This window comes from Candidatus Marimicrobium litorale (genome assembly GCF_026262645.1).
GTDB lineage: Bacteria > Pseudomonadota > Gammaproteobacteria > Pseudomonadales > Halieaceae > Marimicrobium > Marimicrobium litorale.
In genome coordinates this window covers 2,217,609-2,242,296 of record NZ_SHNO01000001.1, presented here as the reverse complement: position 1 = coordinate 2,242,296, position 24,688 = coordinate 2,217,609, and the positions used below count along the sequence as shown (strand labels likewise).

Genomic DNA, 24,688 nt, shown 5'->3' with positions numbered 1-24,688 from the left:
TTCGTCATCAATTTTTCCTCACTCCGGTGGAAGGCCGCAATGCGAGAGAATAAACGGTTTAGGCGCGTGTACCTCCATGTTGGGCTGGGGAAAACCGGCACAAGCACTATCCAAAATTATCTTGCCCTTCATGCAGCGCGTTTCGAAAGTGAGCATGATCTGCATTTTCCGCATGTCTTCGATCTGGCGGCCCCCTTCGCCGGCAATCACTCCGAACTCTTACAAACGATCGCTACGCCTGAGGTGGAGCCTTTAAACACTCATACTTTGTCCACATCGGTTGCGGTAAATAGGGAAGGGCTCAGTGTAGAGCAGGTTCGCGTGCAATTCGAGCGTGGTTTTTCTGATTCTCAAGCATCACAATTATTGATATCGGCAGAGGCAGTGGGTCATTTTGACAGTACAAAAATGATGTTGTTGGCATCGTGGCTCGGCAAATATTCCGACAGGGTTGAAGTCATAGCTTGTATTCGTCACCCCGCGGCGGCGCTGTCGAGCGAGATTCAACAACGGCTAAGATTTGGCGCTGTGCTGAAAGACCTTTATGAAAACCCTCCCTATTATTCGTTTAGAGGCTTGCTGCCGAGACTGGAAGCAGCGTTTCCCGGCAGTCATGTGGTGCTTTACGATTTTGACACCGCTTCCCGTTGTTCATCGGGTATTGTCGGCACGTTCTTACAAAAAATTGGGATTGAGGAATCGCTTCGGGGCGGCTTGCCTCGACCAATGAACCCGAGTATGAGCCAGTACGGGGCAATGCTGTTGAGTGCCCTCAATGATGCTCGTTCTTGCGGAGATACCGCATTTACGAGCAAAGGCAGTATTCCTAAGGATGTCGCGCCATTTCTCAGGATTCCGGGTAGAAAGTTTCAAGCGGTTCCGCGAGCGTATGAGCGACTTGAGCAGGTGGTTGAAAGGGACTTACTCTGGCTCGAGCGAGAATACGGACTCAGTCTCACTCGCAGGGAGATAAATTTCTATTCGCAGAAGTTTTTTCTCGGCGAACCGTGGATGACGAAGATCGCGCTCGCGATTTCGGCGTGCTACTCAGCGTTCTGTTGGTGTCGTGCACTAGGTAAAAAATGAGTGAGAAGTCGCGCTTGTGATGCTGGCACAGTAAGCCATGATTCTGGAGTTCTTCATTTTTTTGGCTCTTCAGCAAATGTCGATGATGTTTCGCGCGTGCTGAGACACTTTGCTAGTATTACAGCCTTGCTGAATGAAGTATTCTAAGAGGCAGGAGTATGAAACGTCGCGGTATTTTATTTTTTCCGAGGGGATAGGCTCGGGGCGCATCGTGATTTAACGTAAAGAGCCTCGCTCGCAGCGGTTTCGTGAGATCGCATATAATATTGTTTAGCTGGTAATGACGGAAGTCATTTACCAGGTTTCCCCTCACAATTTTATTGTGCGGAGAAAAAAGACCGATTCAGAACACCGACTGTGCTAAACGATTCGCTTACGAGAAAAACAAAGCTCTAGTATTAACAGGTGCGTATATTTGATACCAAAAAAATACACCAGTTATGTGTTCTCATTTTTTATGGCGTTATTAATGTCCTGTATCATGTCGTTCTTCATAAGTGTATTTAATGTTGGGACTGTCGAGGGGATTCTGGTCATTTGGATCAAAGCATGGATACTGGGTTTTATAGTGGCGTTTCCCACCGTGCTGGTGGTCTCGCCTATCGTAAAAAAATTAGTGGAAGCGCTGGTTGAGACTGACGACTCATAGTTCGGTGAGCAAGGTAGTGAGGGGCTCAGAAAACTGCCTTCGCCGCGGCGCTTTATGACCGGCGCGTGACGACAAGGGAGCGGGAGTAGTAGGTTCTCAATGCTTGAAAAATTACATTTAGCTGTTGGTTTCTTTTTTTTGCTAATCTTTTTGGCAACGGGAGCCTATCTGTTTTTCGGTTTTCCGGACTTATATCAAGGTCGGGAAGAAATACGAATGATGTATCGTGCTACGCATATTTATATTCTTTTTGCGGCATCGGTTAATCTGCTGATGGCTGGTGGTCTAAAAGTCTATGAGAATTGGTTGGCCAGCGCGCAAATGCTGTCGTCGATCGCTGTGTTGCTGGCACCATTGTTGATCCTCGCGGGGTTTATCATAGAGCCACCGTCCTACCTTATAGAAAGGCCGTTCACATTTTGGGGTATCGTGTTGTTACTCGTGGGTGTTTTAGTGAGGTCTTTGTTACATCTTTCGTGGGCGAAAGGGCACGCTATGCCACAAAGCGATCAACAATCGGGCGAAAAAGGAGCAAAAGATAGCGGTAAAGCACCGAATTATCACCGGGCATAGGCTGTTCCCGATATTCGTAAAAAGCCTGACACCAGTACAACGGTCTACGGAGCGTCGCACACCTCACTGAAACGGATTGTGATTGTTTCGATTTATTCGCCGGGCGCTGTTGTAGCGATACCAATATTACGTAATTGCCCGCGGCGCTCAGCGATGTATAGGCAGAGGAGAAATGGATGAGTGACATCAAATTTTCGACCGATGAGACCGACCGAATCATAGGTAGCATCAAATCGTATTTTAGCGATGAACTTGATCAAGAGCTAGGCAGCTTTGAAGCGAATTTTCTGCTGGAGTTTTTTGCAGGAGAAGTTGGACCTCATTTCTATAATCGTGGGCTAGCCGACGCCCATACGCTACTTACAGAAAAATTCGAGGAGATTGGTTATTTAATTCAGGAATTGGAAAAGACAAGTGTTTGAATAGAAACGAATGTTTAGGTACCTGTTCTCGAGATTCGTTCAGGGGCGTGCATGTTGTCTGACTGAATGCTTTCACGAACACGTATTACCGAGAAAAGCGTATCGTGACTATCTAACCTACATCCTCATATCACAGGGAATTTGATTGAGAATTTGCAAGGCTTTTTTAGAACCTACTGGTTGAATCGTTGCCAAATATTCAACCGCGTTTAGCGACCGGTTTGCGACATCTTTTTGTCACAATAACGACAAGTAATAACGGTCTACTCTAATTGTAGACCAGAAATTCCTACTGATTCAGAAAAATGATCGAGAGAAGCTCGGGAAATGGCTGGGTTCTGCCTGACAGTGTGTTTACCGCGTGAATAAAGCAATTCATATCCTGCTATTCATGACGAGAGTGAGGGGCCGTCAGTGGCACAAATAAGCCAATAGCGTCTTCTCTGATTTAGCGTGGCGGTTGTGGATTTGTGGCGCATGAAAAATGGCAATATAACAAGCGAAGGCGGAGGCCTTCTGCACGGTAGTGTTGACGTACCTTATCTGATCATACTTGGATGAGGCGTTAGCCTGCGAATGGCCGCGACCTCCTCAAACAAACGGGTGGCGCTTGATAATCCACCCAAATCATGGCATCCCTCGATCCATGTGTTGAGGTCATTTCTAGTATGCAGCGCTCAGGTTATTGCGACATCACGTTTGCCAGGTGCAGCGCGTCTCTCCTCGAGAGTGGGACTTTGCCAAAGTCGGCGAAAACGCTGAGCCTGACGGCCAGCAGGATTATTTCGCTCGTGTTATTGGGGCAGCAACGGGGCATCAGAGTTACGTTTTAGCGATGCTAAAAGAGGAGCAGCTGACTATACCTGGTTCGGGTAAGTGGTTATCCGCCGAAAAATATCACTGGTGATGAGAGATAGGCGCCCCAGGGGGGCGCTTCGTTCGGGATATCGCACAGGTGGGGTTCGCCTAGCCTGCCTGCTTTAGGGGGGGCAGTTCTGTGCGCTGTAGTCCCAACCCACGTTGGCTATGCTCACGTATCCGTTATGGAATGCTTCTACATCTGTGTCACCATCGACGGCCGGAACGCCTGCGCTCGGGTCACATGATTGCAGCGCAGCATCGCCGTTGACAGGTATACAGCCACCGACCGTCAGCACGGACTCGATGGTGCCGCGCAGAGAGAAAGTCGCTTCGCAAGAGGGAATATTGATGCTCTCGACCGTCGTAATTGAGTTATTCCTGAGTCCGAGGCGCCATTCTCTGAACAGCGTTACTGTCTCACTGACTCCTGTCGTAAAATCAAAAGGTCCGACAACAATATTTATCTCGCCGCCGGTGCTGGTGGCTATGGCCGGAACGCCACTTATTCTTGCCGTTCTTGCAGCACCTACAGTGCCAGAGAGAGCCGCAAATGTCCCAACATTCTGGCCCTTATTCGTGCCGCTGATCACAATGTCGGGTGAAAGCTTCTGTTGCTGGAGCGCCCACAAGACAGCATCGGCCGGTGACCCCGAGCCGTTTCTGGGCGGGCTCAGATTGGTGCTCGCAATCGCAGTGGCAGGGTAGCCGCTTAGCGTGGAGGCCACTTCCTCTGACAGCTCGCTGACAGGCGAGGTCTGGTTACTGGATCCGGACTGGTTAAGCTTTGGCGCGACAACCGTAACGCTGACGTTAGGCTCCAGACGCAACGCTTCCACCAATGTGTCGATACCCGCTGCATCGACCCCGTCGTCGTTCGTGACAAGAATTTCAAGCGGTGTGGTGTGTGAGCTTGTGTAGCAAGCGCTGGATGCGGTATGGGCAATTGCACCCCCTGCGACCAGGCACGGATGGGTAAGCGCAAAGACGTTCGGATGGTTTTCGTAGCCCTGAGCGATCCACGCGCGCAGCCACCAATGATTGTCAGCGTCCTCCACCCAGACATCGCGATCACCGGGGTAGCCTTCGGGCGCGGCTTCGGCATCAATGCGCCAGGCTACGCCAACAAGCGTCGAGTCACCTCCGGTCCCCGAATACAGGCGAACGTTGGGGTTCGCGGACTCAAAGGCAGTGGGCAGTGTGCCCGACAACTGGAAAGCGGCACCAGGATCGCTTGGCACCCAAACGTTTCCCGGGGGGAGGTCGCCGACCGTGCTGTAAAGGTTGGCATTATAGTTGGCGCCATCGAACTGAAGCGACAAGTTTATACACTCAGACTCGGTCAACACAGATGTACCGGCGTCGGAGGCACCCTTGCACCACCAGGGCTCGTTGGTAAGGTAGCCTACGCGAGCGCTATCACGCGCTGCTTTCTGGAAAAAACAGCCGCTCAACATCGCGGTAAGACTGAGTGCTACCAGAAGTAGGCCGGAGCGGCTCAGCGCTGTCGCATTAGCAAATTTATTTGTTTTTTGCATGTCGTCTGTCCTGAATTATTGATTGCGTTATGCTTAGAATAGGGTGGCAAGAATGCTGTGTGTCACACTAGCATAGACTATAACAAGAATCGTGCCAGCGCCCATTTTATGCCGGATTTGGGCTAAGCTGATGTTTGTCTGTAAAAAAAACTGACAGGACCAGGCGGCTCACGCTGTGGCGCGAGGCCGAAGAATCGGTTCTCTGCGCGGCTTTGACTGATTGGATTGACTAAGCAGTGCCCACTCATCTGATTCTGGCCTCATGAACCTGTGGAATTCATCGGTCAATCACAGATACTGATATAGACAATACAAAAGGGAAACTAAAACCGTAATGAAAAATATTGCAACGATCAGGCGTTTTATCGTGGCATGGAGTCGGCTGGATCCCGTCGAATTGTCTGAGTTTTTCACCGATGATGGCGCGTATCACAATATGCCAATGCGGCCGATCGTCGGCAAAGACAACATAAAAGACTTCATCACGGTATTCTCCGACAGTTGGACAGAAACGGATTGGCAAATCCTTAACACTGTCGAAGAGGGAAATACCGAATTTTGCGAGGGTGTCGACAAGACCAAGTCGACTGCAGGTGATATAGATCTTCCCTGCTTTGGCGTTTTCGAGATGGAAAATGAAAAAATCAATGTATGGCGGGATTACTTTGATCTCGGGACGTATACAACAGCGATGAGTTGAGTTTGCCAGGTAACGACGGTTTTTTCCGACGCTGTCTGAATGCCATAACACGAAAAGGAAGTGATAAAAATGTATCGACAGAACAGACGTATTTGAAATATAGAATGGATAGAGAATACAAGCGCGGTGAGTCAGAAACCACGACATCTCTATGGCGCATTGCACCAAAAATAAAGAACAGAATGAATAGCTTCCGAGGAAGTGAGAAATACCCAGATGGTTTGACACATAAACTCGCATTCTTTTTTTGCGTCTTACATCTCGGCGGAGTTCCTGGATCGGTCGAGAGAACGGTTTCGGGCTCGGTTTTAGATTCCGGTGAAAGAACTTAGACAGTAGTAAAGGTAGCCTCAGTACTCGAAGCACGGTACCACCGATTAATAGCGTCTTAAAGGGAGAACCCATGGATACCGTTCCCGTTCCAGTCAAGCTTAGAGAGTTCCAAAATCATCATTTTGATTCCACCATTTGGAATGATATTGAATTCAGAGACGACGATATCGTCATCTCAACCTATGCAAAAGCAGGCACTACCTGGGTGCAACAAATTGTCGCCCAGCTCTTGTTCAATGGCGCAGAGGGCGTCGAGGTTGCGGACATGTCACCGTGGGTCGATCTCCGCGTACCCCCCAAGGCAGTGAAGATTCCGATGATCGAGTCGCAGACGCATCGCCGATTTTTGAAAACGCATCTACCTGTAGATGCGCTCGTTTTTTCTGAAAAGGCAAAATATGTGTATATAGGCCGTGACGGGCGGGATGTGTTGTGGAGCATGTATAACCATCATTCAAAAGCGAATGACGCGTGGTACGAGGCGCTAAATGACACGCCAGGCCGGGTCGGACCGCCGATTGAGCGTCCCTCATCGTCGATAGCCCAGTACTATCATGACTGGCTCGATAACGATGGGTATCCCTGGTGGCCCTTCTGGGAAAATATACAATCCTGGTGGGCAATAAGGGATTTACCCAATGTTTATCTCCTACATTATGAAAACCTCAAGCGCGATATGCCAGCAGAAATTCGTCGGTTAGCAGCGTTTATCGAAACCCCTATCGACGAGTCGCAATGGGATTCCGTGCTGCGCCACTGTAGTTTTGATTACATGAAAGAGCACGGAGAAAAAAGTGTTCCTCTCGGCGGCGCTTTCTGGAATGGAGGGGCAAAAAGCTTCATTAACAAAGGCACGAATGGTCGCTGGCGTGACGTCCTGACCTCAGAAGAGAGTTCAAAATACGAGCGTCGAGCGTTAGTCGAATTGGACAGGGAGTGTGCGCATTGGCTTGCGACCGGGGAAGGGCAGAACAGTGACCGGTAAGCGTGCGTTGATTCGATAACGGTATAAGGAATAGTTTATGCAGGGCAACTTGACTTGACACCGTTTATCTACCGCCTCTCTTCTGGCTGTACTCATAGCAGCTCTATCCTTAATGAGCCGTGGTTCTTAACCCCGGCGGGCTTGTGCGTGTATATTCAAACAAGGGTACCAGTTTATGGCAGGTGGCCTCTGATGGCGACGCGGATGGCGTCACCGACTGTGCAGACAACTGTCCGTCAGTACCTAGCGCAGGTTTGGTTAACTCCGATGATGGCGATGACGCCTGCCATTATGATAATGACAGTGTGCCAGACGATAACCCCGACAACTGTGCAACGGGTTCAAATCCGGAGCAAACTGACTCAAATGGGTATGGCTGTGGTGCCCCTCTCTCTGCCGGTAATTGGCAGGCGGCGATACGGCGTATTCGTTGCGGCAGGAAAATACAGGCGGCTGTAGAAATGAGAAAGACCGACAAGAAGCGAGATAATGCGCTAAGAGTTGCCTTAACCGATACATGCGAGATCGCGATAGAGCGGTTTGAGGGCTTTAAATGGTTAACGCACCTTGTAGACTATTGTGATTTTCCGCAGTCTTTAACGGTCGTTTGCGTTTTCGCGACAAACTCTCATTTATTAAAGTTGCGCTCAACGGGCCAAGAGAGCGAGTTACGTAATATTGTCAGCGAAAAATTATCGCGTATCGATATAGAGTTAAATGGTATTGATCGACATGTTATTTTTGACTCTGAAGAAAACGGCGCGGATGAAAAGGATTCGAAATGGCTGTCACGCTTTAGGTAGCGCGTATCTGGCGAGTGTGAGCAGCAAGGTTTGAGGAAATAAGTATCCCTGTGGTTTTTCTGCAATACGAGGTTCGAAAGTATGAAGCCATTTCTGTACAGGCCACTTGATTGCGCATTAGTCGCGTTCTTTTCGATAACAGTACTGTATGGCCTGTTGTTTAGTCTGCCAGAGGGTCTGGGCGTGCCGGTCGCACAAGACAGCCCCTGGCCTCCATTGAGAGCGCTGCACGGATGGGCGGTTGCCGAGGAGCCTGCACATCTTGATCCGCCTCCCAATCTCGTTGCTGCGCTACTTTTTGATGGGTTTTTTCAGGCTCCTGCATTGCTTTTTATTATCTATGGCCTAATACAGCTGCGTCCTTGGGTAAGGCCGCTCGGCCTCGTTTATTCTGGCGCCGCGGTAACGAATATGTTTTTCTATTTTACGCAGACATTTTTGGGGCCTCACCCGCCGCCTAACCTGGCTTACTATCTGGCATTTAATTTGCCCTGGCTTCTGGCGCCCGTTGTACTCGCACTGCGGTTGCTGTTGGCTAAAGACATGCCGGCGTCTGGGCGCTGACCGCGAAAACCGGGGTGGCTCGACCGAGATGGGCAACATGAAAAGTTGAAAATTCTGCATCTCGCGCGGTGTGGCATTTCGTTCAATCAAGCCGATTGTGTGATGTAACTTACAGGTCGGCCTACTCCTGAGGTAAATCTTGAAATGATAAAAGAACTGCCAGAAAGTACGAATGAGTCTCTCGGGTTTGAAATTTCCGGCAAAGTAAGCCTAGAAGAGGGACAAAAATGGATTCAAAGAATTGAGGTGGCCCTACAAACCCAAAAGACACTGAATGTGCTTGTGGTGCTCGACGATGGAGTATCTTGGGGAGTTGAGGCGGGAATCGAAGATATCAAGTGGGTCATGGCGCATATGGAAAGAATCAGCAAATTTGCGATCATATCGTCTAGCCGCGTATGGAAATGGCTCGTCGCCATAGATGGTTTTTTCGCATCGATGGTGGGGATCGAAGAGAAGCACTTCGATATTGATGATTTGCCGACCGCATGGGATTGGATCAGAGATCGATAAATCAGCTGCAATCGTGACTCGCGCTACCCCACGTTCTGTGGTGATCACTGCGGCCCTCTGGCTACAATATCCTGCGGCTCCTATTGTTACGGATGTCAATGGAGCACAGATAATGCGGCAGCAATGGTCGGGTGCCTGCTCAACGCGCGGGATGCTGATGCTGTCGGTATGCCGTCATTTTTAAACTGATGTACCATGGCGGATCTACGTACAGTTGATGGTGAGTTGGTATGGCGTTGCCGAATCTGTCAAGCTAATACGAGTCTTTTGTAAGCGTACGGCGCGCGTTAGGAATGATGAGGGCCTGTCATGAGTATTAGAGGTAGCTGTACGTGCAACAACATACAAGTGGTGTGGCATACCGTCGATCGCAGTCTGATTCCGCGTAAATGCCAGTGCAGTTACTGTTTACTTAATCGATTTTCATATGTATCTAAAGCCCGTACCCGCTTTGATGTCAGCATTCACCGCGAAGCCCTGCACAGCATTCATCGAAAGGTAATGGGGGGCGCGATTTTTCACAAATGTGAGAATTGCGGCGAACTCGTTTTTGTAACATCAGTAATAGACGGTGAAATTTATGGTTCATTGAATGCCAACTGCCTGAGTAATCGATCTGGTTTTGGTACGCCCGTGAACGCAAACTGTGATGCCCAGACAGCGATGCAGAACGAAAATGAATGGCGTCAAAACTGGTGCCACCCGGTGGTCATTAAGGCCAAAGTTGGGTCTGATAATGTCGTACCCATCGGGAAGCGACAGCTTTAGCGTATTTTGGAAACATGACTTCATTCAGGGTGACGCGTCGAATGCCTCATGGATATCATCGGTGGTCGCCTAACGTTTGATAAATGAGAGGCAAGAGGGAATGGACTGGAGAGTATTTCTTACGATTTTTGGGTCGGTGTTTATCGCGGAACTGGGTGATAAAACGCAACTTGCCACCATGCTGTTTGCTTCGGACAAGGAAGTCAGTAAGTACACTGTATTTTTGGCTGCATCAGCCGCCTTGGTGGTGGCGGCCGCTTTCGGGGTGCTGGCGGGATCCCTGGTTTCAGAATACATTAGCGAAAGATACTTGCACTATGTGGCGGGCGTCGGATTCATCGGGATCGGTATATTCACCCTCTACCATGCATAAATATAGCAATCGATTGATGGCCTTTTTTAAGGCCGCTTCACAACCGGATTGAGGGCTAGTGGTGACTTGCTCCGCAAACCTGTTTAACACACAGAATCGATTTACGTTGACAAAAAGTGCGATATTATTCGGATCAACCCATTCTCGCTGGGGCATTTGAAATGAGGTCTGGATTATGGATCGATCCGAAGCGCACCAATTAGCCGACGGTGAATTGAAGTCCATCAAAAGCGGGGGGTATGCCCTCGCATCGGAACATCTTGACACTGCGATGCTCAAGACAGTCACCTCCGCTACGGGTGCCACCTACGAGATCGAGTTGTCATACCAATGGAAAGGTGCAGAGCACGAGGAGATACTGATTATCTGCCGTGTCACGACAAAGAAGTGGTTTACTCACCAGTATATTGAGGAATCAGTGACGTTGGCTTCAGCGTAACGGTGTTCGGCATTAACTGGCGGGATGGCTATTTACACGCCTGAAGAATAATCAGGACAATCGTTTTTCGGAGTTTACACCATGGAAACAGCAGAAAAGCTGGCTATAGTTTCAGCCGGTGTTTTTTTTCTGACAGCGTTGTTGACCGGTATCTGGAAGTATCGGCAGATCATGGCTGCGGCGAATGGAGAGGCGCACCCCTACGTGGATATTTGTCATCGTGCCTCTCTGCTTTATGCGTTTGCGGCGATGCTTCTGGCAAAGTTCGTAGAGATCAGTCAGCTTCCTGCCGTCTGGGAAATTTTAGCGACAGCCGCCGTCGTATTTTATTTTGCTGTCGCCATACTGAGTTATATGGTGCATGGGCTGTTGCAGGACACAGAGAATCAGCTCAAAGCACCTTTCCGGCTGGGGCAGACCAATCTGTCCGCGCACCATGTGTCAGTGCATATGTGGATGTTGATCGCTGCGGAGGTTGGGGGGTTTCTCATATTGTTTTACGGCGTGCTAGCGGCTCTTTTTTAAACCGGGCCAGGGTAGGAGAGTTAGATGAGTCCGGTAACGAACAATACACTCTTTGATGTCGAGGCGATTCGTCAGCTGAAAGCGCGCTACTTTCGCAGCATGGATATGAAGGACTGGGATGGACTGGCCGCATGTTTTACAGAAGATTTGGAGGCAGATTTTCGTGAGGGCCCGGGTATGCTGGCCTATGGGCGTGATAATTATATGGAACAAATATCTGTCATACTCGCTGACGCAACGACGATACACCACGGGCACATGCCTGAAATTATAATACTGGATGAAAAGAGCGCGAGGGGTATCTGGGCGATGGACGACATCGTCATTCTACCGGGATTGCAATTGCAGGGATGGGGTCATTACCACGAGTTATACCGCAAGGAAAATAACGCATGGCGTATCGCGAAAATACGCTTGACGCGATTGCGTCTCCTGCAGAACGGAGAGGCGCAAAGTTTTCTCTAGTGCCATCTTGGCCTGATTGGACATGTCGACAACGCCTGCCTTCCAGCGAGTATTTATGCGATCTGATGCAGGCGAGTTAACGTTTGGAGTGAGGTCATCTTTTGTCATTTAACACACTAAAAACAGTATACGGTTATCTGATCACCCTGCTGGAAAAATATACACGGCTGAAGGTGAGTGGGGATACGTTGGCCGGTATTTACAATGCCCACCGCATTAGCGAAAGGATCTGTACTTCGGGTCAGCCTACCGAGGTACAGTTCCACGCAATACGCGATGCAGGCTATAAGGCAGTAATTAATCTGGCGCCGCATGACGCAGAAAACGCACTGGGCGATGAAGCATCGCTCGTGACAGCGCTCGGACTTGACTACATTCACATACCAGTGGATTTCAGCCGTCCCACTGAAAAGGACTTTCAGCAGTTCGTTTCTGCCATGTCGGCTTGCTCTGGAGTCCGGTTGTGGGTTCACTGCGCAGCGAATATGCGTGTCTCTGCGTTTGTGTATCGCTATCGGTGTGACGTAGAGGGTATGGATAGACAGGAGGCTCGCAGTGACCTGCGGCATATTTGGGAGCCTTTCGGAGTATGGAAAAAATTCGTATCCGGTGCATAATCAGAACAGGCGTTCAGAGAGCGTCCGGCGGAGGGCAGGGCTATGATCGATCTGGAGATTCTTACAGCCATTTTTGGATGGTGCGCTCTAATCAATATAGGGCTACTACTATTTTCCTCATTGTGGGTAACGGTATTCAGAGGGTTCACAAAGCGCGTGCACAGCACCTTGATGCAGGTGGATGAAAGCGAACTTAACGCATACTATTTTCAGTACCTCGGGAACTATAAATTGTTGGTTCTGGTGTTTAATCTCGTGCCGTATATTGCACTTAAATTGGTAGTCTAGCCGTTTTCCCCGTCGAACCGGGATTGGGCATGAGATAGAGGATAAAGGCTGATTTATGAGTCTGTCGAGTGTATTTTCTTCCGGAAAAGTGGCCGTGATTACAGGTGGTGCAGACGGTATCGGACTTGCCTGTGCGCAAAAGCTGCTCGGTTTGGGGTTGCAAGTGTGTATCTCAGACAACAACGAGGAGAAGCTCCAGCAGGTGTCGGAGCAGTTGCCTGATGTAATGACAGTGTCGGCGGACGTATCGCAAATGACCGACATTGAGCGTCTTCGCGATACGGTCTATGCGAGGTTTGGCAGGGTCAATGTATTGATGAACAATGCGGGAACGGGGGTCAGGGGGAACGGTGCCTGGACAGGGCACGAAGGGTGGCTGCAAACACTAAACGTCAATTTGGTGGGTGTCATCAATGGCATACATGCCTTTGTACCTGCCATGCTTGAGCAGGATGATGACGGGGTCGTTATCAATACTGGCTCGAAACAGGGTATCACTCTGCCGCCGGGCAACCCCGCATATAACGTGAGCAAGGCGGGAGTAAAAGCGGTTACTGAAATGCTGCAGTACGAATTCCGCAATACAGAGAAATGCAGGTTAAGTGCCCACCTGCTTGTACCGGGATTCACTTACTCGGGTATGATCCGCCCATTTTTGCCGGATAAGCCACCGGGGGCATGGACGACAGAGCAGGTTGCCGATTTTATGGTCGACCATGTATCCAGCGGCGATTTTTACATTATCTGCCCCGATAATGATACGTCGCGATCAACGGATAACAGGCGTATGGCATGGGCCATGGGCGACCTGATAAACAACCGCCCGGCATTGTCACGATGGCACCCGGAGCACGAGAGCACTTTTGAGTCTTATATGCACGACCATTCCTCTGATGATGGCGAGCCATTCGGTGATTGCTCGTGAATACGGTCGTTGTTTTTTTATACACACTTTTTGTCGCAGTGGTCTCATTGAGCCCCGGAACGGGCTCCTCTATCGATCCTTGGGACAAGTTGGCGCACTTTGGGACCTACGGGATTTTTACAGTATTGGTATGGGGAATCACGGGCTATGGTCGACGTTTTATTGTCGCATGTCTGTGTATTGTGTTGTACGGCGGTATTATTGAAATAACCCAGTCCTTCCTGCCCGGTAGGGTGATGTCAGGATATGATTTTCTGGCAAACACGCTTGGCGTAGTTATCGCAGGGTCGTGGCTGTGGCGTCGGGTCGCTATTCGTCGAGCGGGAGTAATTCGTGCAGAGCACAGAAACTGAACGAGCGCTGATGGAATTGCGCAGTCGGCTGGATCGCCAGGAAAGACGGCTGCAGCTCGCTGAGGATCAATTGGCCATCAAGAACCTGATGACGCGCTACGGGTTGGCAGCGGATTGTGGCAATGATGCTCTCGCCATGGCGTGCCACACGGAAGATGCTGAATATCGGGTTTCCTCGCCACGTGCGGGTCGTGACGGGGACCAGGGAGACCTGGTGCTGCAGGGGCGTGAAGCGATTGGCGAGATGCTACGTTCAGACCTGCATCAAAGCATGTTGCCCAATACCGCGCATACCGTAGGTCCCAGTAATATCGAAGTGAAAGACGACAGCGCACGGGCGATAGGCTATTCGCGACTGTACCTGCGCGAGGGTGAGCAGCCGCGGTTGATGCGGCTCTCCATTAATGACTGGACGTTTAATCGGGTGAAAGGGCAATGGTTGATTGCCACACGTACCTCACGCCTCGTGGGTGAGCGCGCAGCGCAGGATATTCTGCGTTCCCTGTCAAGGCCAGAGAAATAGCCTTCGGCGACAAGGGTATCACATGAAATATTTTGAAGATTTTGCCGTCGGCGAGAAGCGTGAGTCGCCCAGGCGTCATCTGATTACCGAAGAAGAGATCATGGAGTTTGGAAACCGCTGGGATTATCAGCCCTTCCATGTCGACCCGGAGGCGGCGAAAGCATCTGTATTTGGCGGGCTCGTCGCATCATCAACTCACTTGTTTGCCGTGTCAGTCAGCCTTTTTTGCCACAAAGATTTAGACAGTGCTGGCCGCAGCGCGGCAATCAGCGCATTGGGTTTCAACAATATTAAACTGAAAGCACCCGTGAGGCCGGGGGATGAACTGAAGTGCGTCAGTGTTGTTATCGAAAAACGACAATCAAACAGCCGTCCCGGTGCGGGTATACTGGTGATGCGTAACGAGGTGACTAATCAGCGGGAAGAATTGGTATTTATCTATGAACACGCTGCACTGTATCGCCTAAGAGAGGCATCTTGACGCAGCCAGTATTCGATCGGGCACGGCGTCAAATAAAAGAGTATTACCAATGCAAGTCGTAACTGCGTGGCGGGCGGATTGTCTGGCGCTGGGTTTTTGACGGCGTATAGTGTGAGGCTCGAGCGATGGCAATGACTGATATTTGCGTCAAGCGCGAGGATCATGATGCCCGCTGTATTAACGGGATGATAAATCTATAACGGAGAACACGGTGAATTTTTCCAGAAATATACTGCTGATGATTTTTATACTGGCTTGCAGCCAAACACCGCTACAGGCACAGGCACAGGAGTTTGTTGTGCACAGCACGGCATTGGAAGAGGGTGCGCCCCTGACAGAGGTGCACGTTTATGATGGCTTCGGATGTACCGGGGGCAATATCTCCCCGGACCTGCGTTGGTCCGGTGCCCCCCAGGGCACGAAAAGTTTCGCAGTTACGGTTTACGACCCGGACGCGCCCACAGGCTCTGGTTGGTGGCACTGGTTGGTCTACAACATTCCCGCTGACGCCACCGAGCTGGTACTGGATGCGGGCTCGCAAAGCGGAGAGTTGTTGCCCGAGGGTGCGGTACAGGGGCGGTCTGACTTCGGTCTCTTTGCTTTTGGCGGCGCATGTCCGCCCGAAGGCCATGGTGATCACCGCTATGTGTTTACTGTGTTTGCACTGAGTACTGTGGCGATCGAAGTGCCGCGGGAGGCGAGCGCTGCGATGATTGGTTTTATGCTGAACGCCAATGTATTGGCGAAAGCAGAACTCACAGCGACTTTTGGTCGCTAGTGAATGCCGCCTGCTGTTCACTGGGTTAGCGCTTAATTCGTGGCCAAACAACTCTTTTATCTTCACGCCCTCAAAGGGCACGCGCCGCAGTTGCTGGATGCCGCAGTGAGCCTGACGTCATCCGCTATTTTCGAGAATTATTCGCTGCATGCCGCGGTGATGATTCCCCGTGATAAAGACCCGCTGGCAGCGCCAGCCGACTCTTCGTTTCTCACAGGGCTGGACGTGGTGCTGGAAATCGTTGCGCCTGCGGGCGTCTCCCTGCGGGCTTGTCAGCGTGAACTGTCGCCCCTGTTGTCTCCGCTGATGACACTGGTGGATCGTGAGCGCTCCCGTGTTGCGTGCGGGTATCACCGCTGCTTCCAGGAGTCCGGGCAGAAGCCGGTGCGGTATCACTACCTTATGGTACGGCGCCAGGATTTTAGCCAGGCGGATTATCTCGATTATTATGTCCACAGCCACTCGCGGTTTGGTGTGGCAACTCCTCTGGCGGACTACTATCAGAACTATATCGACGCGCCAGCCGGTGTTCGACTGGCCGAGGCGTTGGGCCTCAAACCGGTGATCGCCCATTCTATATCCGAACTTCGCTTCCTGCGGCTGAAGGATTATCTGTCAAGCGACGTTGTTGCGGAGATTGGCCCCGCAGCCTCCGTGGATGAGGAGCGTTTTGTTGATCGAGTAGCGAGTCAAAGCTTTACTATGGACGTTGTGCAAGATACCCGGGCCTATAGCCTCTAACGCCAGTAGCACTTTTTATTGGTTGAATGGTGTAGCCTGGTGCCGGTGATACCGAAAAACGGTTCCCTCGATTTTGTCAAAGCGGCCGCAGTTTACTTGTCTGTGTATGACTCACCGATGAAGGACAGTGACTCTCACAGCGTGCCAGCGCTCTAATCGGTGGGTGTGTGGCGTGAGTCTAAAACAGAGTGGGTACAACAGCGTCGATCAAATGTGGCCCAGGGGTGTTGATCGCGGTTTCCAGCTGCGCATTGAATGCGGCCGCCGTAGTGGCACGTGTTGCGCTGACGCCCATACCATTGGCGATGGCGACAAAGTCTATATCCGGATCGCCAATACTTAACAGGCTGGCTGCCTTGGGCCCGGGGCTGCCGCCGCGGGCGCCGGTGCGGCCGAACTCCATTTCGAGGATGCTGTACTTACGGTTATTGTAAATCACCACCACAATGTCCAGCTGCTCCCGTGCCATGGTCCACAGTGATTGGATGGTGTACATGGCGCTACCGTCCGCTTCGAGGCAAATGACCTTGCGCTCGGGGCAGGCAATGGCGGCGCCGGTGGCGGCGGGTAGCCCAAAACCGATGCTTCCGCCGGTGAGAGTGAGCAAGTCGTGAGGCCTGGCATTGGCGAGCGCCGTATAAAGGGGCATGCCGGAGGTCGCGGCTTCATCAACGATAATCGCGTTTTCCGGCAGCAGATGGGCCAGCGCCTGGGCGGCACTCATTGCATCTAGCGCGCCCTCGGGCAGCACCGGTATGTCCAGAGTCTGTGTGTCCGGTTGTACGGCGTCTGCCCCGAGGCGCTCTACCAGTTCTATCAGTAAGGTATCGAGATCTTCATTGTGGCCTGCCAGTTGAAACGTATGGCAAGTGGGTGGCGCCATTTCGCTCGGTACGCCCGGGTAAGCGAAAAAAGACACCGGCGTCTCCATGCCGACCAGTATCAGTGCCTCCGTATCCTTGAGGTACTCGATCGCCGCCTCTGCCAGGTAAGGCAGTCGGTCGATTACCACGGTGCCGGCACCGCGCGCCATTCGGGTAGGGAAGACATCGCTACAGAGTCGCGCGCCGGTGGCCTTTGCGATCTGACCGAACAGGTATCCGCGTTGATTATCAATTTCGGTACCGCCCATTAAAATGACACAGCGCTTATCCGAGTTGAGCAGTGATGCGACGGTGTCCAGGCGGTCCTCGGGAACGGGGGCTTGCGACTGCAGGACGCACGCGGATTCCGCCCCGCCCGGATTGTCGCTCCAGGAAACATCGGCTGGCAGGATGAGAGTTGCCACTTGGTTTCTGCCGGCCTTTTGCACCGCCTCCTGCGCATCCTTGGCAATATCCGCAGCCGAGCGGGACGTATGCACCCAGTGTGAAACAGCGCCCGCAATAGACTGAATATCCGAGGTCAGGGGCGCATCGTACTGTAGGTGATAAGTGGCGTGGTCGCCGACAATGTTAATAATGGGAGAATGGCCCTTACGCGCATTGTGCAGGTTAGCCAGTGCATTGCCGAGGCCGGGTCCGAGATGTAACAGGGTCGATGCGGGTTTACGTGCCATTCGGGCATAGCCATCAGCGGCTCCACTGAGCACCCCTTCGAAGAGACAGAGGACACAGCGCATGCCGTCTACCTCGTCCAGCGCAGCGACGAAATGCATCTCAGACGTACCCGGGTTGGTAAAGCACACGTCCACCCCATTGTTGATTAGCGTTTTGATGAGGCTCTCGGCGCCATTCATGGTGATTGCTCCGGTAACGTTTTTGCAGAACTGCCCTACTTGATACTAGGGCGTAACGATATTGAACATTGGATCGGGTGTGTCCAGCAGGGCAAAGAACTGTATCAGAGAGAGCTTGCCCCCTTCCACGGACACGTCATCGGAGAAAAGTATATCTTTCACGCCGACATCGCCTATCAGCATTTTTATAAACAGGGGGTGAGTAATACGTACGGTCGCGTCGGCGCCTGGGTCGGCTTCGCCCTCACGGTGATGGAGAACAGAGTTCTCCAGTTCCAGTACGTAGGTTTCCCCCATGTCAGTAAATTCAATATTCAACGTATAGTGCTTGCCGTCCGCTTTGGGGCCGTTCAGCGTGGCAGCCATGAGCGTAAAAAACTGGTCCAGCGGTGTCTTTTCGATCAGGTTTTTCGCATGGGCAAGATCAATGCCCTCTGTGGGGGTGCCCTGTCGTAATTCAAGCGCGCCGGTGAGATAGACATCACGCCAGGGACCGGATTCCGCCTGGTAAGCCAGTTGGTCGTAGGTCTGGGCCAACAACGCTCGGGCGCGGGCATTATCGGGTTCTGCGAAAACCAGTTGATTCAGCAGTTCAGCCACCCAGCGGTACTCGCCGTCGTTAAAGCTGTCTTGCGCGCTTTCCAGAATAGCATTGGCGCCGCCCATAATTTTGACGTAGTGTTTTGCCGATTGCTCCGGTGGCAGTGGATCCAGGTTTGCCGGGTTACCGTCGTACCAGCCGAAGTACCGTTGGTATACGGCCTTGGCATTATGCTTAACAGTGCCGTAATAGCCACGGTTGGGGAAACTCTTGCGCAGTGACTCCGGCATCTCGACCATATCGGCAATTTCACGCGGGGTGTAGCCCATAGCGGCTAATCGCAGAGTCTGATCATGGATGTAGGCGTAGCTATCACGCTGCTTTTTCAGGAAATCGACGATAGCGTCGTTGCCCCACAGGGGCCAATGGTGGCTGGCAAAGTAGACTTCCACGTCGGGGAAAAGGTGAATGGCCTCGTCGATATAGCCACTCCATTTGAGTGCGTCACGCACTTGAGCGCCTCGCAACGTATAAACGTTGTGCATATTGCGAGACACGACCTCTGCGCCGCAGAAGGCTTTGAACTGCGGGAGGTAAAAGGTGAGTTCTGCGGGAGCCTCGGAGCCCGCTGCATTTTGGAAAATGAACTCGACGCCGTCGATGGTCAGCGCCTGGCCCGTGGTATCGATGATCTGTGTGGGCTCGATGATGCCCGGGCTGCCAAAAGCAGGACTTTTGCCCAGACCTGAGTCCACGTGACCCCGAGGTGAGTGTTCGAGTTGGCTGCCGTACATGAACATGGAGCGGCGGCTCATGGTGCTGCCCGCGAGTACGTTCTCGCTAGTGGCTTCTTCCATAAACCCCTTGGGCGCGATGATTTCTGTATCACTGTTGGCGCCAAGGACAGCCAACACGCCACCGAAGTGGTCGATGTGGGAGTGGGTGAAGATAACCGCGGAAATCGGTTTCGTTCCCAGGTGTTCCCGTGCGAAGGCAATCGCGGCCGCAGCCGTTTCCTCTGTCGTCAACGGGTCGACCAGAATCCAGCCAGTGTCCCCCTCGATAATACTCATATTGGAGAGATCAAAGCCGCGCAGTTGGTAAAGTCGCGGCGCCACCTCGAACAGTCCGTGGACGTTGTTCAGTGTCGCTTGCCGCCACAGACTGGGGTTGACCGTATCCGGTGCCTCACCCTCGATAAAATCATAGGATGGCATATCCCAGATCAAGTCGCCCTCGGGACCCGTTATCTGCAATGCTTCGGGTGCGGCTATCAGCCCGCGACGTGCATCCTCAAAGTCGCGCGGGTCCGCGAGATCCAGCGTCTGTGGAACTTTTGCGTTGGCCTCGATGGTGGTCGCAGTGGCGGGCATATTGCCCTGGCGGGTGAGTATGTTGTCGTCAGGCTCTTCGCCGCAGGCGGTCAGTAGTAGCAGGGGGACTAGTGACAGCCGTGCCATTCGCCAGTTGATTAGATTCGACATAATGATCTCCCTGCGGATTGTATTGCACCCCTTGAACTGGCGGGCACTGCCCAGCGAAACGTGCATGACACTAGCAGTTCATCGGCCCTTGCTCAAGGGATAAGCTGCTCAAGGGTGTTGCTCTGCGTGAGAACCTGTTCCTCCTACCTTTATTTCTACAGTCGGGCTCGATACTCTCATTGACAGGATGACAGGATGACAGGATGACAGGATGACAGGATGACAGGATGACAGGATGACAGGATGACAGGATGACAGGCTTGGCTTGTCGCCGGAGGAGAGCTTGCGGAGCCTGACACGGTAAAGCGGCGTGCTTCCGAGGGTTGGATTGTTTTGCAAATCTTCGCATACGCACATGCCGCATTGGCACGAGGAAGCGGTTGATGAAACTTACCCTGTTTGGCGCAACCGGCGACTTGGGAAACGAGTGTTTGTCGCAGGGCTTAATCGCAGGCCACGATATAACAGTACTGGTGAGGAATCCGGACAAGATATCCCCGGACATTGCCGAGCGAGTTACCGTGGTGCAAGGTGATGGCCTGGTCCGTGAGGATGTCAGCATAGCGCTGCCGGCCGAAACGGAGGCGGTGCTTTTTGCTGTCGGCATTGATGAAAAAACATCGCCTAAAAACCTGTGTACTGACGTGACGCAAAATATTTTATCGGTGATGCGAGAGCGAGGCATCAGTCGCCTGGTGTGGTGTGGCGGCGGCAGTAATTTCAGGCCAGAGGATGAGATAACGTTGGGCGCCCGCTTCGTGCGGTGGTATGCCAACAGATTTCTGAGCCATCGCCATACGGACAAGGAGCACCAGCTGCACTTGCTGGATAACAGCCTGGATATTGACTGGGTCGGCATACGTCCCCTGCAGATGAAAAAGGGGACGCGACGCGGCACTTACCGTATTGGCTTCCTGCGGTTCAGTGGGTTGTCCAGTATCTCGTTTGCCGACTGTGCTCACGCGATGCTGCAGATGCTCGATAACGATAAGTGGCTGCGCAAGGCGCCGATCATCCAGTATTAGTGAGGGACTCGTGACAGCAAACGATATGACAGTGTCTGTAAAGTTATCAGCGGTAGCTGAAGAATACTTCTTCGAGGAAGGGTGCTATATCACGGAGTTATCCAACTCTGATGATGATGCCGCAGTATCTATTGCACGCGCCAGGCTTGCTCCCGGCGAGGCGACACGTTGGCACATGCTGCGCGATACGGGAGAGCGCTATGTTTTGTTGCAAGGATGTGGCCTCGTGGAGGTGGGTGATATGCCGCCCCAGGAGGTGGTGCCCGGAGATGTTGTGCTCATTCCACCGCTGACTCGTCAACGCATCGCCAGTGTTGGTCAAACGGATTTGATATTCCTCGCGATTTGCTCGCCACCTTTTACGCCGGACGTGTATATTGATATCGAAGGTGAAAAGGACTCCGGCTGATGATTCATGGCTGGAGTAGAGGAGGAAAGTCCTGTGGCAGAAAAATTCGACGCACTGAATGGAAAGCATCGCGCGTTTATTGAGGCGCAGCATATTTACTTTGTCGGCACCGCCGGTGCCAGCGGTCACGTGAATGTCTCTCCCAAGGGAATGGACAGTTTACGCATTCTCGATGACACCCGGGTTGCCTGGCTCAATCTCACGGGTAGCGGCAACGAGTCCGCTGCCCATGTGCTCGAAAATGGTCGTATGACAGTGATGTTCTGCTCCTTCGACAAGCAGCCCCTGATACTGCGTCTCTATGGCCAGGCGATAGTGGTGCACCCTCGCCATGAACAGTGGTCGGCGTTGTTGTCGCGCTTTCCCGATTCGCCGGGGGCGCGCCAGATTTTTGTGGTCAATCTGTCGATGGTGCAGACTTCGTGCGGCTATGCGGTGCCGTTTTTTGAGCATGGTGGAGAGCGGCCCACGTTAAAAAAGTGGGCGATTAATCACGGTGAATCAGGTATTAAGGACTATTGGGAGCAGAATAATACGCACAGCCTGAACGGCGCCGATACCGGTATTTTCACCGATGTTACAGATCCTGCGGAGCCCTGAAGGTGAGGCCTCCCTGGGCCGCCTCCCCGGCGGGGTGCCTGTGATGAGGAGCGCTCGCGCCGTGGCCGACGGGCGTGAAAATATAGCCCCTGTTGCAGAAACTATGGGACACATTTGTTGAATAAACGCGTAAGGCTGGTGGGTATACTAGTGCTGGTATGCGTTGCTGCAGTGCTGCTTTTATTTACCTATGCCCTGAACCATCACACGGCCTTACCCGTTAATCCTGACTGGGCCGTGCCCGGTGAGCCGGATGTGTCCGCCGGTGCGGTGACTGTGAGGTACAGCGGCACGGCGACCCTCTTGTTCAGTGACGGCGAAACCGCATGGATGACCGATGGCTGGTTTTCTCGGCCCGCTCCCCTGCAATTAGTGCTCGGCAAGATAGAGCCCGACCTGTCGGCTATTGAGTGGGGTCTGGCGGCAAACGATGTCGACACACTGGCGGCGGTAGTCCCACTTCACTCTCATTACGATCACGCCATGGATGCACCGGAAGTGGCGCGTCGCACAGGCGCGGTATTAATGGGGTCTGACACGACCGCTTATATCGGTCGTGGCTGGGGCTTGCCCGAGTCGCAGATTCAGGTACTGGTCGATCGCGAGCCGTTTCACCTGGGGCGTTTTGAGATCACGCCTATCGAGTCCCGGCACTTTGCATTCCCGGACCCCATGGTGCGGGAGCGGGGGCTGGGCAGTCTGGGCCTTGACGCGCCACTGGTGCCGCCTGTTGCCGCGTTTGATTACCCCGTTGGGAAAGTATATCTATTGCACGTGAGTCATCCGGCGGGCAGCTGGCTGATTGTCGGTAGCGCGGGTTATGTGCCAGATGCTCTGCGCGGTCTGGAGGCGGAGACGGTGTTTCTCGGTGTGGGCGGACTGGGTTCGCAAAGCCCGGCCTACCGGGAGGGTTACTGGCGGGAAATAATAGAGACGGTCGCGGCCTCGCGGGTTGTGCCCATTCATTACGACAGTCTGACCGGCCCACTGCGGGGCCCTTTTCTTGGGCCGGTAACAGCAGTGGCATGGGTGTCTGGTGACGAAGAGGAGACACGAGCGTTCCTGTACGACAAGGCGGCAGCAAACCCCGAAATACAGTTCATGACGTTGCCTCGTTTTGAGCCTGTGTTGCTGTTTCCGTGACAGGCTAGGGCTAGGCGAAGACACCGTGGATATACCAGCGCCGCTCCAGGCGATCGCGAAACAGCCAGTACTGCTGTCCCGCCGCGTCAGCGGCGATGTAGTAGTCGCGGCTTACCGCCTGCCGCCACCAGTTATCCTCGATACGTTCCGGACCGTAGTGCAATGTGAGAACCCCGTTCCAGTAAAGGCTTTCGCCTTGCTGGCGCAGGGGCACTGGTTGAGGCATTAACCAGAAAGGTCTCTGGGCTGATCGATTACGCGGCCCAGGTCTGCTCCCTGTGAGTTCGTTGCCCACCTGTACAGAGAATTCCGGTAGGTGTTCGTCACGGCAGTCGACGGTTTCGATCGCTTGCAGGCCGAGACGGTTGCGCAGGCGATCCAGCAGGGCCGCCAGGGGCTCACGCTGGTTGCGGGGGCTGAACAGGTCAATACTTTCTTGCTGGCCAAGTTGCAAGTCCTGGCAGTCTAGGTTCAGACCTTCCACACCGTTTGTCAGTTGCAGTCGAGCGAAGTGGATACAGCTGAGTTGGTACCAGTTTTCCCAGTCGCTGTGACTGCTGGCGCTGCGCACGCGCAGATCGAGCAGTGTGTGGTCGACACCGACCAGTTGCCATGTAACTTCGCTGGTACGCAGCTGGGTATTGCGCAAGAAGTGGCACAGGGACTGCAACAGCTGTTGTACTGCGGGCAATAGTTCGTCGCAGGTCTTGACCTCATAGCCAAACCAGACGGCGTCCGTGAAACTTGCCGGGGGCGTGAAGCTCACCTGCAAGTCGTCCCGCTGCCCCAGCAGCTGTTGCAGGAAGTCGGTAAAAGCTTTGCCGCAGCGTCGACCCAGAGAGGCGGGTGGTAGAGCCAGCACATCGCCCAGTGTGTGCAGTCCGGCTCGGCGCAGGGAGTCGATTCCTTGCGTGACGGTTGCCAGGTGATCCAGTGGCAGGGGGGCGAGTCTTTCCTCCAGCGCTTGATCTATCGCCATGGCTGAATCCTTATCGGCGAAGGACAGCAGCCAGGCAGCTTTTGGCGTGGGAGCCAGTCCCTGGAGCATACTGAAGCCCTTGCTGCTGACCCCCCGGATGATTTCGGCGAGCAGGGGTTGCAAGCCCCGGAATAGGGTCAGGCATCCGCCGATTTCCAGTTGCAGACAGTGCTCCTGCCAGGTGCACAGGGTAGGTGTAATACCGTAGGCCCAACTGCATAACTGGTGCATGCAGCTCTGTTCAGTCTGTTCATCCCTTTCCAGCAGCCGCACTGGTTCATCCGCGGCCAGCGCCCTTACGGTGGCGCTGCCCATGCCCGGTTGAATACCCAGTGCCGAGGCGCAGTCGTTGGCGCAGATGACCCGCTGTGCGGCCAGCACTACGACTGGCTGTCGTTCATTGCGGTCCAGGCATTGCAGAGGCAGTTGGTCAAAGCGCAGGCATAGCCACAGGCTCACAAACGCAGTC

At 52.9% G+C, this 24,688-nt stretch carries 29 protein-coding genes; 25 read left to right on the top strand and 4 right to left on the bottom strand.

All coding sequences use genetic code 11. From position 1 onward, the window contains the following. Positions 1-39: 39 nt before the first annotated feature. The 4 genes from EYC82_RS10005 (at position 40) to EYC82_RS09990 (ending at position 2,730) form a co-directional block, all read left to right on the top strand. Entirely contained in the window at positions 40-1,086 is a 1,047-nt protein-coding gene (locus EYC82_RS10005; RefSeq protein ID WP_279249389.1) for a hypothetical protein, read from the top strand. A 415-nt stretch (positions 1,087-1,501) separates the two neighbouring features. After that, positions 1,502-1,735, top strand: a complete 234-nt coding sequence (locus EYC82_RS10000) for a DUF2798 domain-containing protein (protein WP_479722997.1) — start codon at positions 1,502-1,504, stop codon at positions 1,733-1,735. 99 nt (positions 1,736-1,834) lie between these two features. After that, positions 1,835-2,308, top strand: coding sequence for a hypothetical protein (locus tag EYC82_RS09995; RefSeq protein WP_279249388.1), 474 nt, complete (start codon positions 1,835-1,837; stop codon positions 2,306-2,308). A gap of 176 nt (positions 2,309-2,484) precedes the next feature. Then, positions 2,485-2,730 (top strand): DUF2164 domain-containing protein, encoded by a 246-nt coding sequence (locus EYC82_RS09990; RefSeq protein ID WP_279249387.1) that lies wholly within the window; start codon positions 2,485-2,487, stop codon positions 2,728-2,730. Positions 2,731-3,710: 980 nt separating this feature from the next. On the opposite strand, the gene EYC82_RS09985 is transcribed toward EYC82_RS09990, so the two are convergent. Then, positions 3,711-5,126, bottom strand: a complete 1,416-nt coding sequence (locus EYC82_RS09985) for a 5'/3'-nucleotidase SurE (protein ID WP_279249386.1) — start codon at positions 5,124-5,126, stop codon at positions 3,711-3,713. Positions 5,127-5,460: 334 nt separating this feature from the next. Between EYC82_RS09985 and EYC82_RS09980 the strand changes: the two genes are divergently transcribed. From EYC82_RS09980 to EYC82_RS09900, 17 genes are all read left to right on the top strand, one after another. After that, on the top strand, positions 5,461-5,826 hold the full coding sequence (locus EYC82_RS09980) for a limonene-1,2-epoxide hydrolase family protein (RefSeq protein WP_279249385.1): 366 nt from the start codon (positions 5,461-5,463) through the stop codon (positions 5,824-5,826). A gap of 403 nt (positions 5,827-6,229) precedes the next feature. Continuing rightward, positions 6,230-7,144: a sulfotransferase domain-containing protein gene (locus EYC82_RS09975; RefSeq protein WP_279249384.1), complete on the top strand. Its 915-nt coding sequence runs from the start codon at positions 6,230-6,232 to the stop codon at positions 7,142-7,144. 182 nt (positions 7,145-7,326) lie between these two features. Then, the gene (locus EYC82_RS09970) at positions 7,327-7,947 is read left to right on the top strand and encodes a hypothetical protein (RefSeq protein WP_279249383.1); all 621 of its coding nucleotides are present in this window, start codon (positions 7,327-7,329) and stop codon (positions 7,945-7,947) included. A gap of 81 nt (positions 7,948-8,028) precedes the next feature. Next, positions 8,029-8,511, top strand: coding sequence for an EXPERA domain-containing protein (locus EYC82_RS09965; protein ID WP_279249382.1), 483 nt, complete (start codon positions 8,029-8,031; stop codon positions 8,509-8,511). Positions 8,512-8,655: 144 nt separating this feature from the next. Next, positions 8,656-9,024, top strand: a complete 369-nt coding sequence (locus EYC82_RS09960) for a SpoIIAA family protein (RefSeq protein ID WP_279249381.1) — start codon at positions 8,656-8,658, stop codon at positions 9,022-9,024. Between the two features lie 868 nt (positions 9,025-9,892). Further along, positions 9,893-10,165, top strand: coding sequence for a TMEM165/GDT1 family protein (locus EYC82_RS09955; protein ID WP_279249380.1), 273 nt, complete (start codon positions 9,893-9,895; stop codon positions 10,163-10,165). A 175-nt stretch (positions 10,166-10,340) separates the two neighbouring features. Next, positions 10,341-10,604, top strand: a complete 264-nt coding sequence (locus EYC82_RS09950) for a hypothetical protein (protein ID WP_279249379.1) — start codon at positions 10,341-10,343, stop codon at positions 10,602-10,604. An 81-nt stretch (positions 10,605-10,685) separates the two neighbouring features. After that, complete coding sequence (locus EYC82_RS09945) at positions 10,686-11,129, top strand: hypothetical protein (protein ID WP_279249378.1); 444 nt, start codon at positions 10,686-10,688, stop codon at positions 11,127-11,129. Positions 11,130-11,153: 24 nt separating this feature from the next. Then, positions 11,154-11,594 (top strand): nuclear transport factor 2 family protein, encoded by a 441-nt coding sequence (locus EYC82_RS09940; protein WP_279249377.1) that lies wholly within the window; start codon positions 11,154-11,156, stop codon positions 11,592-11,594. Between the two features lie 101 nt (positions 11,595-11,695). Continuing rightward, positions 11,696-12,211, top strand: coding sequence for a protein tyrosine phosphatase family protein (locus tag EYC82_RS09935; protein WP_279249376.1), 516 nt, complete (start codon positions 11,696-11,698; stop codon positions 12,209-12,211). A gap of 42 nt (positions 12,212-12,253) precedes the next feature. Continuing rightward, a complete protein-coding gene (locus EYC82_RS09930) occupies positions 12,254-12,499 on the top strand; it encodes a DUF6868 family protein (protein WP_279249375.1) in 246 nt (81 codons plus the stop codon). A 55-nt stretch (positions 12,500-12,554) separates the two neighbouring features. Beyond that, the gene (locus EYC82_RS09925) at positions 12,555-13,424 is read left to right on the top strand and encodes an SDR family NAD(P)-dependent oxidoreductase (RefSeq protein WP_279249374.1); all 870 of its coding nucleotides are present in this window, start codon (positions 12,555-12,557) and stop codon (positions 13,422-13,424) included. After that, entirely contained in the window at positions 13,421-13,777 is a 357-nt protein-coding gene (locus tag EYC82_RS09920; RefSeq protein WP_279249373.1) for a VanZ family protein, read from the top strand. The genes EYC82_RS09925 and EYC82_RS09920 overlap by 4 nt, the downstream gene beginning before the upstream one ends. Beyond that, positions 13,758-14,300 (top strand): nuclear transport factor 2 family protein, encoded by a 543-nt coding sequence (locus EYC82_RS09915; RefSeq protein WP_279249372.1) that lies wholly within the window; start codon positions 13,758-13,760, stop codon positions 14,298-14,300. Before EYC82_RS09920 ends, EYC82_RS09915 begins: the two co-directional genes overlap by 20 nt. A 22-nt stretch (positions 14,301-14,322) precedes the next feature. Continuing rightward, entirely contained in the window at positions 14,323-14,781 is a 459-nt protein-coding gene (locus EYC82_RS09910; RefSeq protein WP_279249371.1) for a MaoC/PaaZ C-terminal domain-containing protein, read from the top strand. Positions 14,782-14,992: 211 nt separating this feature from the next. Continuing rightward, a complete protein-coding gene (locus tag EYC82_RS09905; RefSeq protein ID WP_279249370.1) occupies positions 14,993-15,559 on the top strand; it encodes a YbhB/YbcL family Raf kinase inhibitor-like protein in 567 nt (188 codons plus the stop codon). Between the two features lie 39 nt (positions 15,560-15,598). After that, entirely contained in the window at positions 15,599-16,300 is a 702-nt protein-coding gene (locus tag EYC82_RS09900; RefSeq protein WP_279249369.1) for a hypothetical protein, read from the top strand. Between the two features lie 178 nt (positions 16,301-16,478). Here the strand turns inward: EYC82_RS09900 and EYC82_RS09895 are convergent, their stop codons facing one another. Next, entirely contained in the window at positions 16,479-18,038 is a 1,560-nt protein-coding gene (locus tag EYC82_RS09895) for an acetolactate synthase large subunit (RefSeq protein ID WP_279249368.1), read from the bottom strand. Positions 18,039-18,083: 45 nt separating this feature from the next. Beyond that, entirely contained in the window at positions 18,084-20,063 is a 1,980-nt protein-coding gene (locus EYC82_RS09890) for an alkyl/aryl-sulfatase (RefSeq protein WP_279249367.1), read from the bottom strand. Between the two features lie 383 nt (positions 20,064-20,446). On the opposite strand from EYC82_RS09890, the gene EYC82_RS09885 reads away from it, so the two are divergent. The 4 genes from EYC82_RS09885 to EYC82_RS09870 all read left to right on the top strand — a co-directional run bounded on the left by EYC82_RS09885 (position 20,447) and on the right by EYC82_RS09870 (position 23,240). Further along, positions 20,447-21,088, top strand: a complete 642-nt coding sequence (locus tag EYC82_RS09885; protein WP_279249366.1) for an NAD(P)-dependent oxidoreductase — start codon at positions 20,447-20,449, stop codon at positions 21,086-21,088. A 10-nt stretch (positions 21,089-21,098) separates the two neighbouring features. Then, complete coding sequence (locus EYC82_RS09880; protein WP_279249365.1) at positions 21,099-21,497, top strand: cupin domain-containing protein; 399 nt, start codon at positions 21,099-21,101, stop codon at positions 21,495-21,497. A gap of 33 nt (positions 21,498-21,530) precedes the next feature. Then, positions 21,531-22,097 (top strand): pyridoxamine 5'-phosphate oxidase family protein, encoded by a 567-nt coding sequence (locus EYC82_RS09875; protein WP_279249364.1) that lies wholly within the window; start codon positions 21,531-21,533, stop codon positions 22,095-22,097. Between the two features lie 117 nt (positions 22,098-22,214). Next, a complete protein-coding gene (locus EYC82_RS09870) occupies positions 22,215-23,240 on the top strand; it encodes an MBL fold metallo-hydrolase (RefSeq protein ID WP_279249363.1) in 1,026 nt (341 codons plus the stop codon). A 10-nt stretch (positions 23,241-23,250) separates the two neighbouring features. Here the strand turns inward: EYC82_RS09870 and EYC82_RS09865 are convergent, their stop codons facing one another. Then, on the bottom strand, positions 23,251-24,678 hold the full coding sequence (locus EYC82_RS09865) for a Y-family DNA polymerase (protein WP_279249362.1): 1,428 nt from the start codon (positions 24,676-24,678) through the stop codon (positions 23,251-23,253). Between the last annotated feature and the right edge of the window lie 10 nt (positions 24,679-24,688).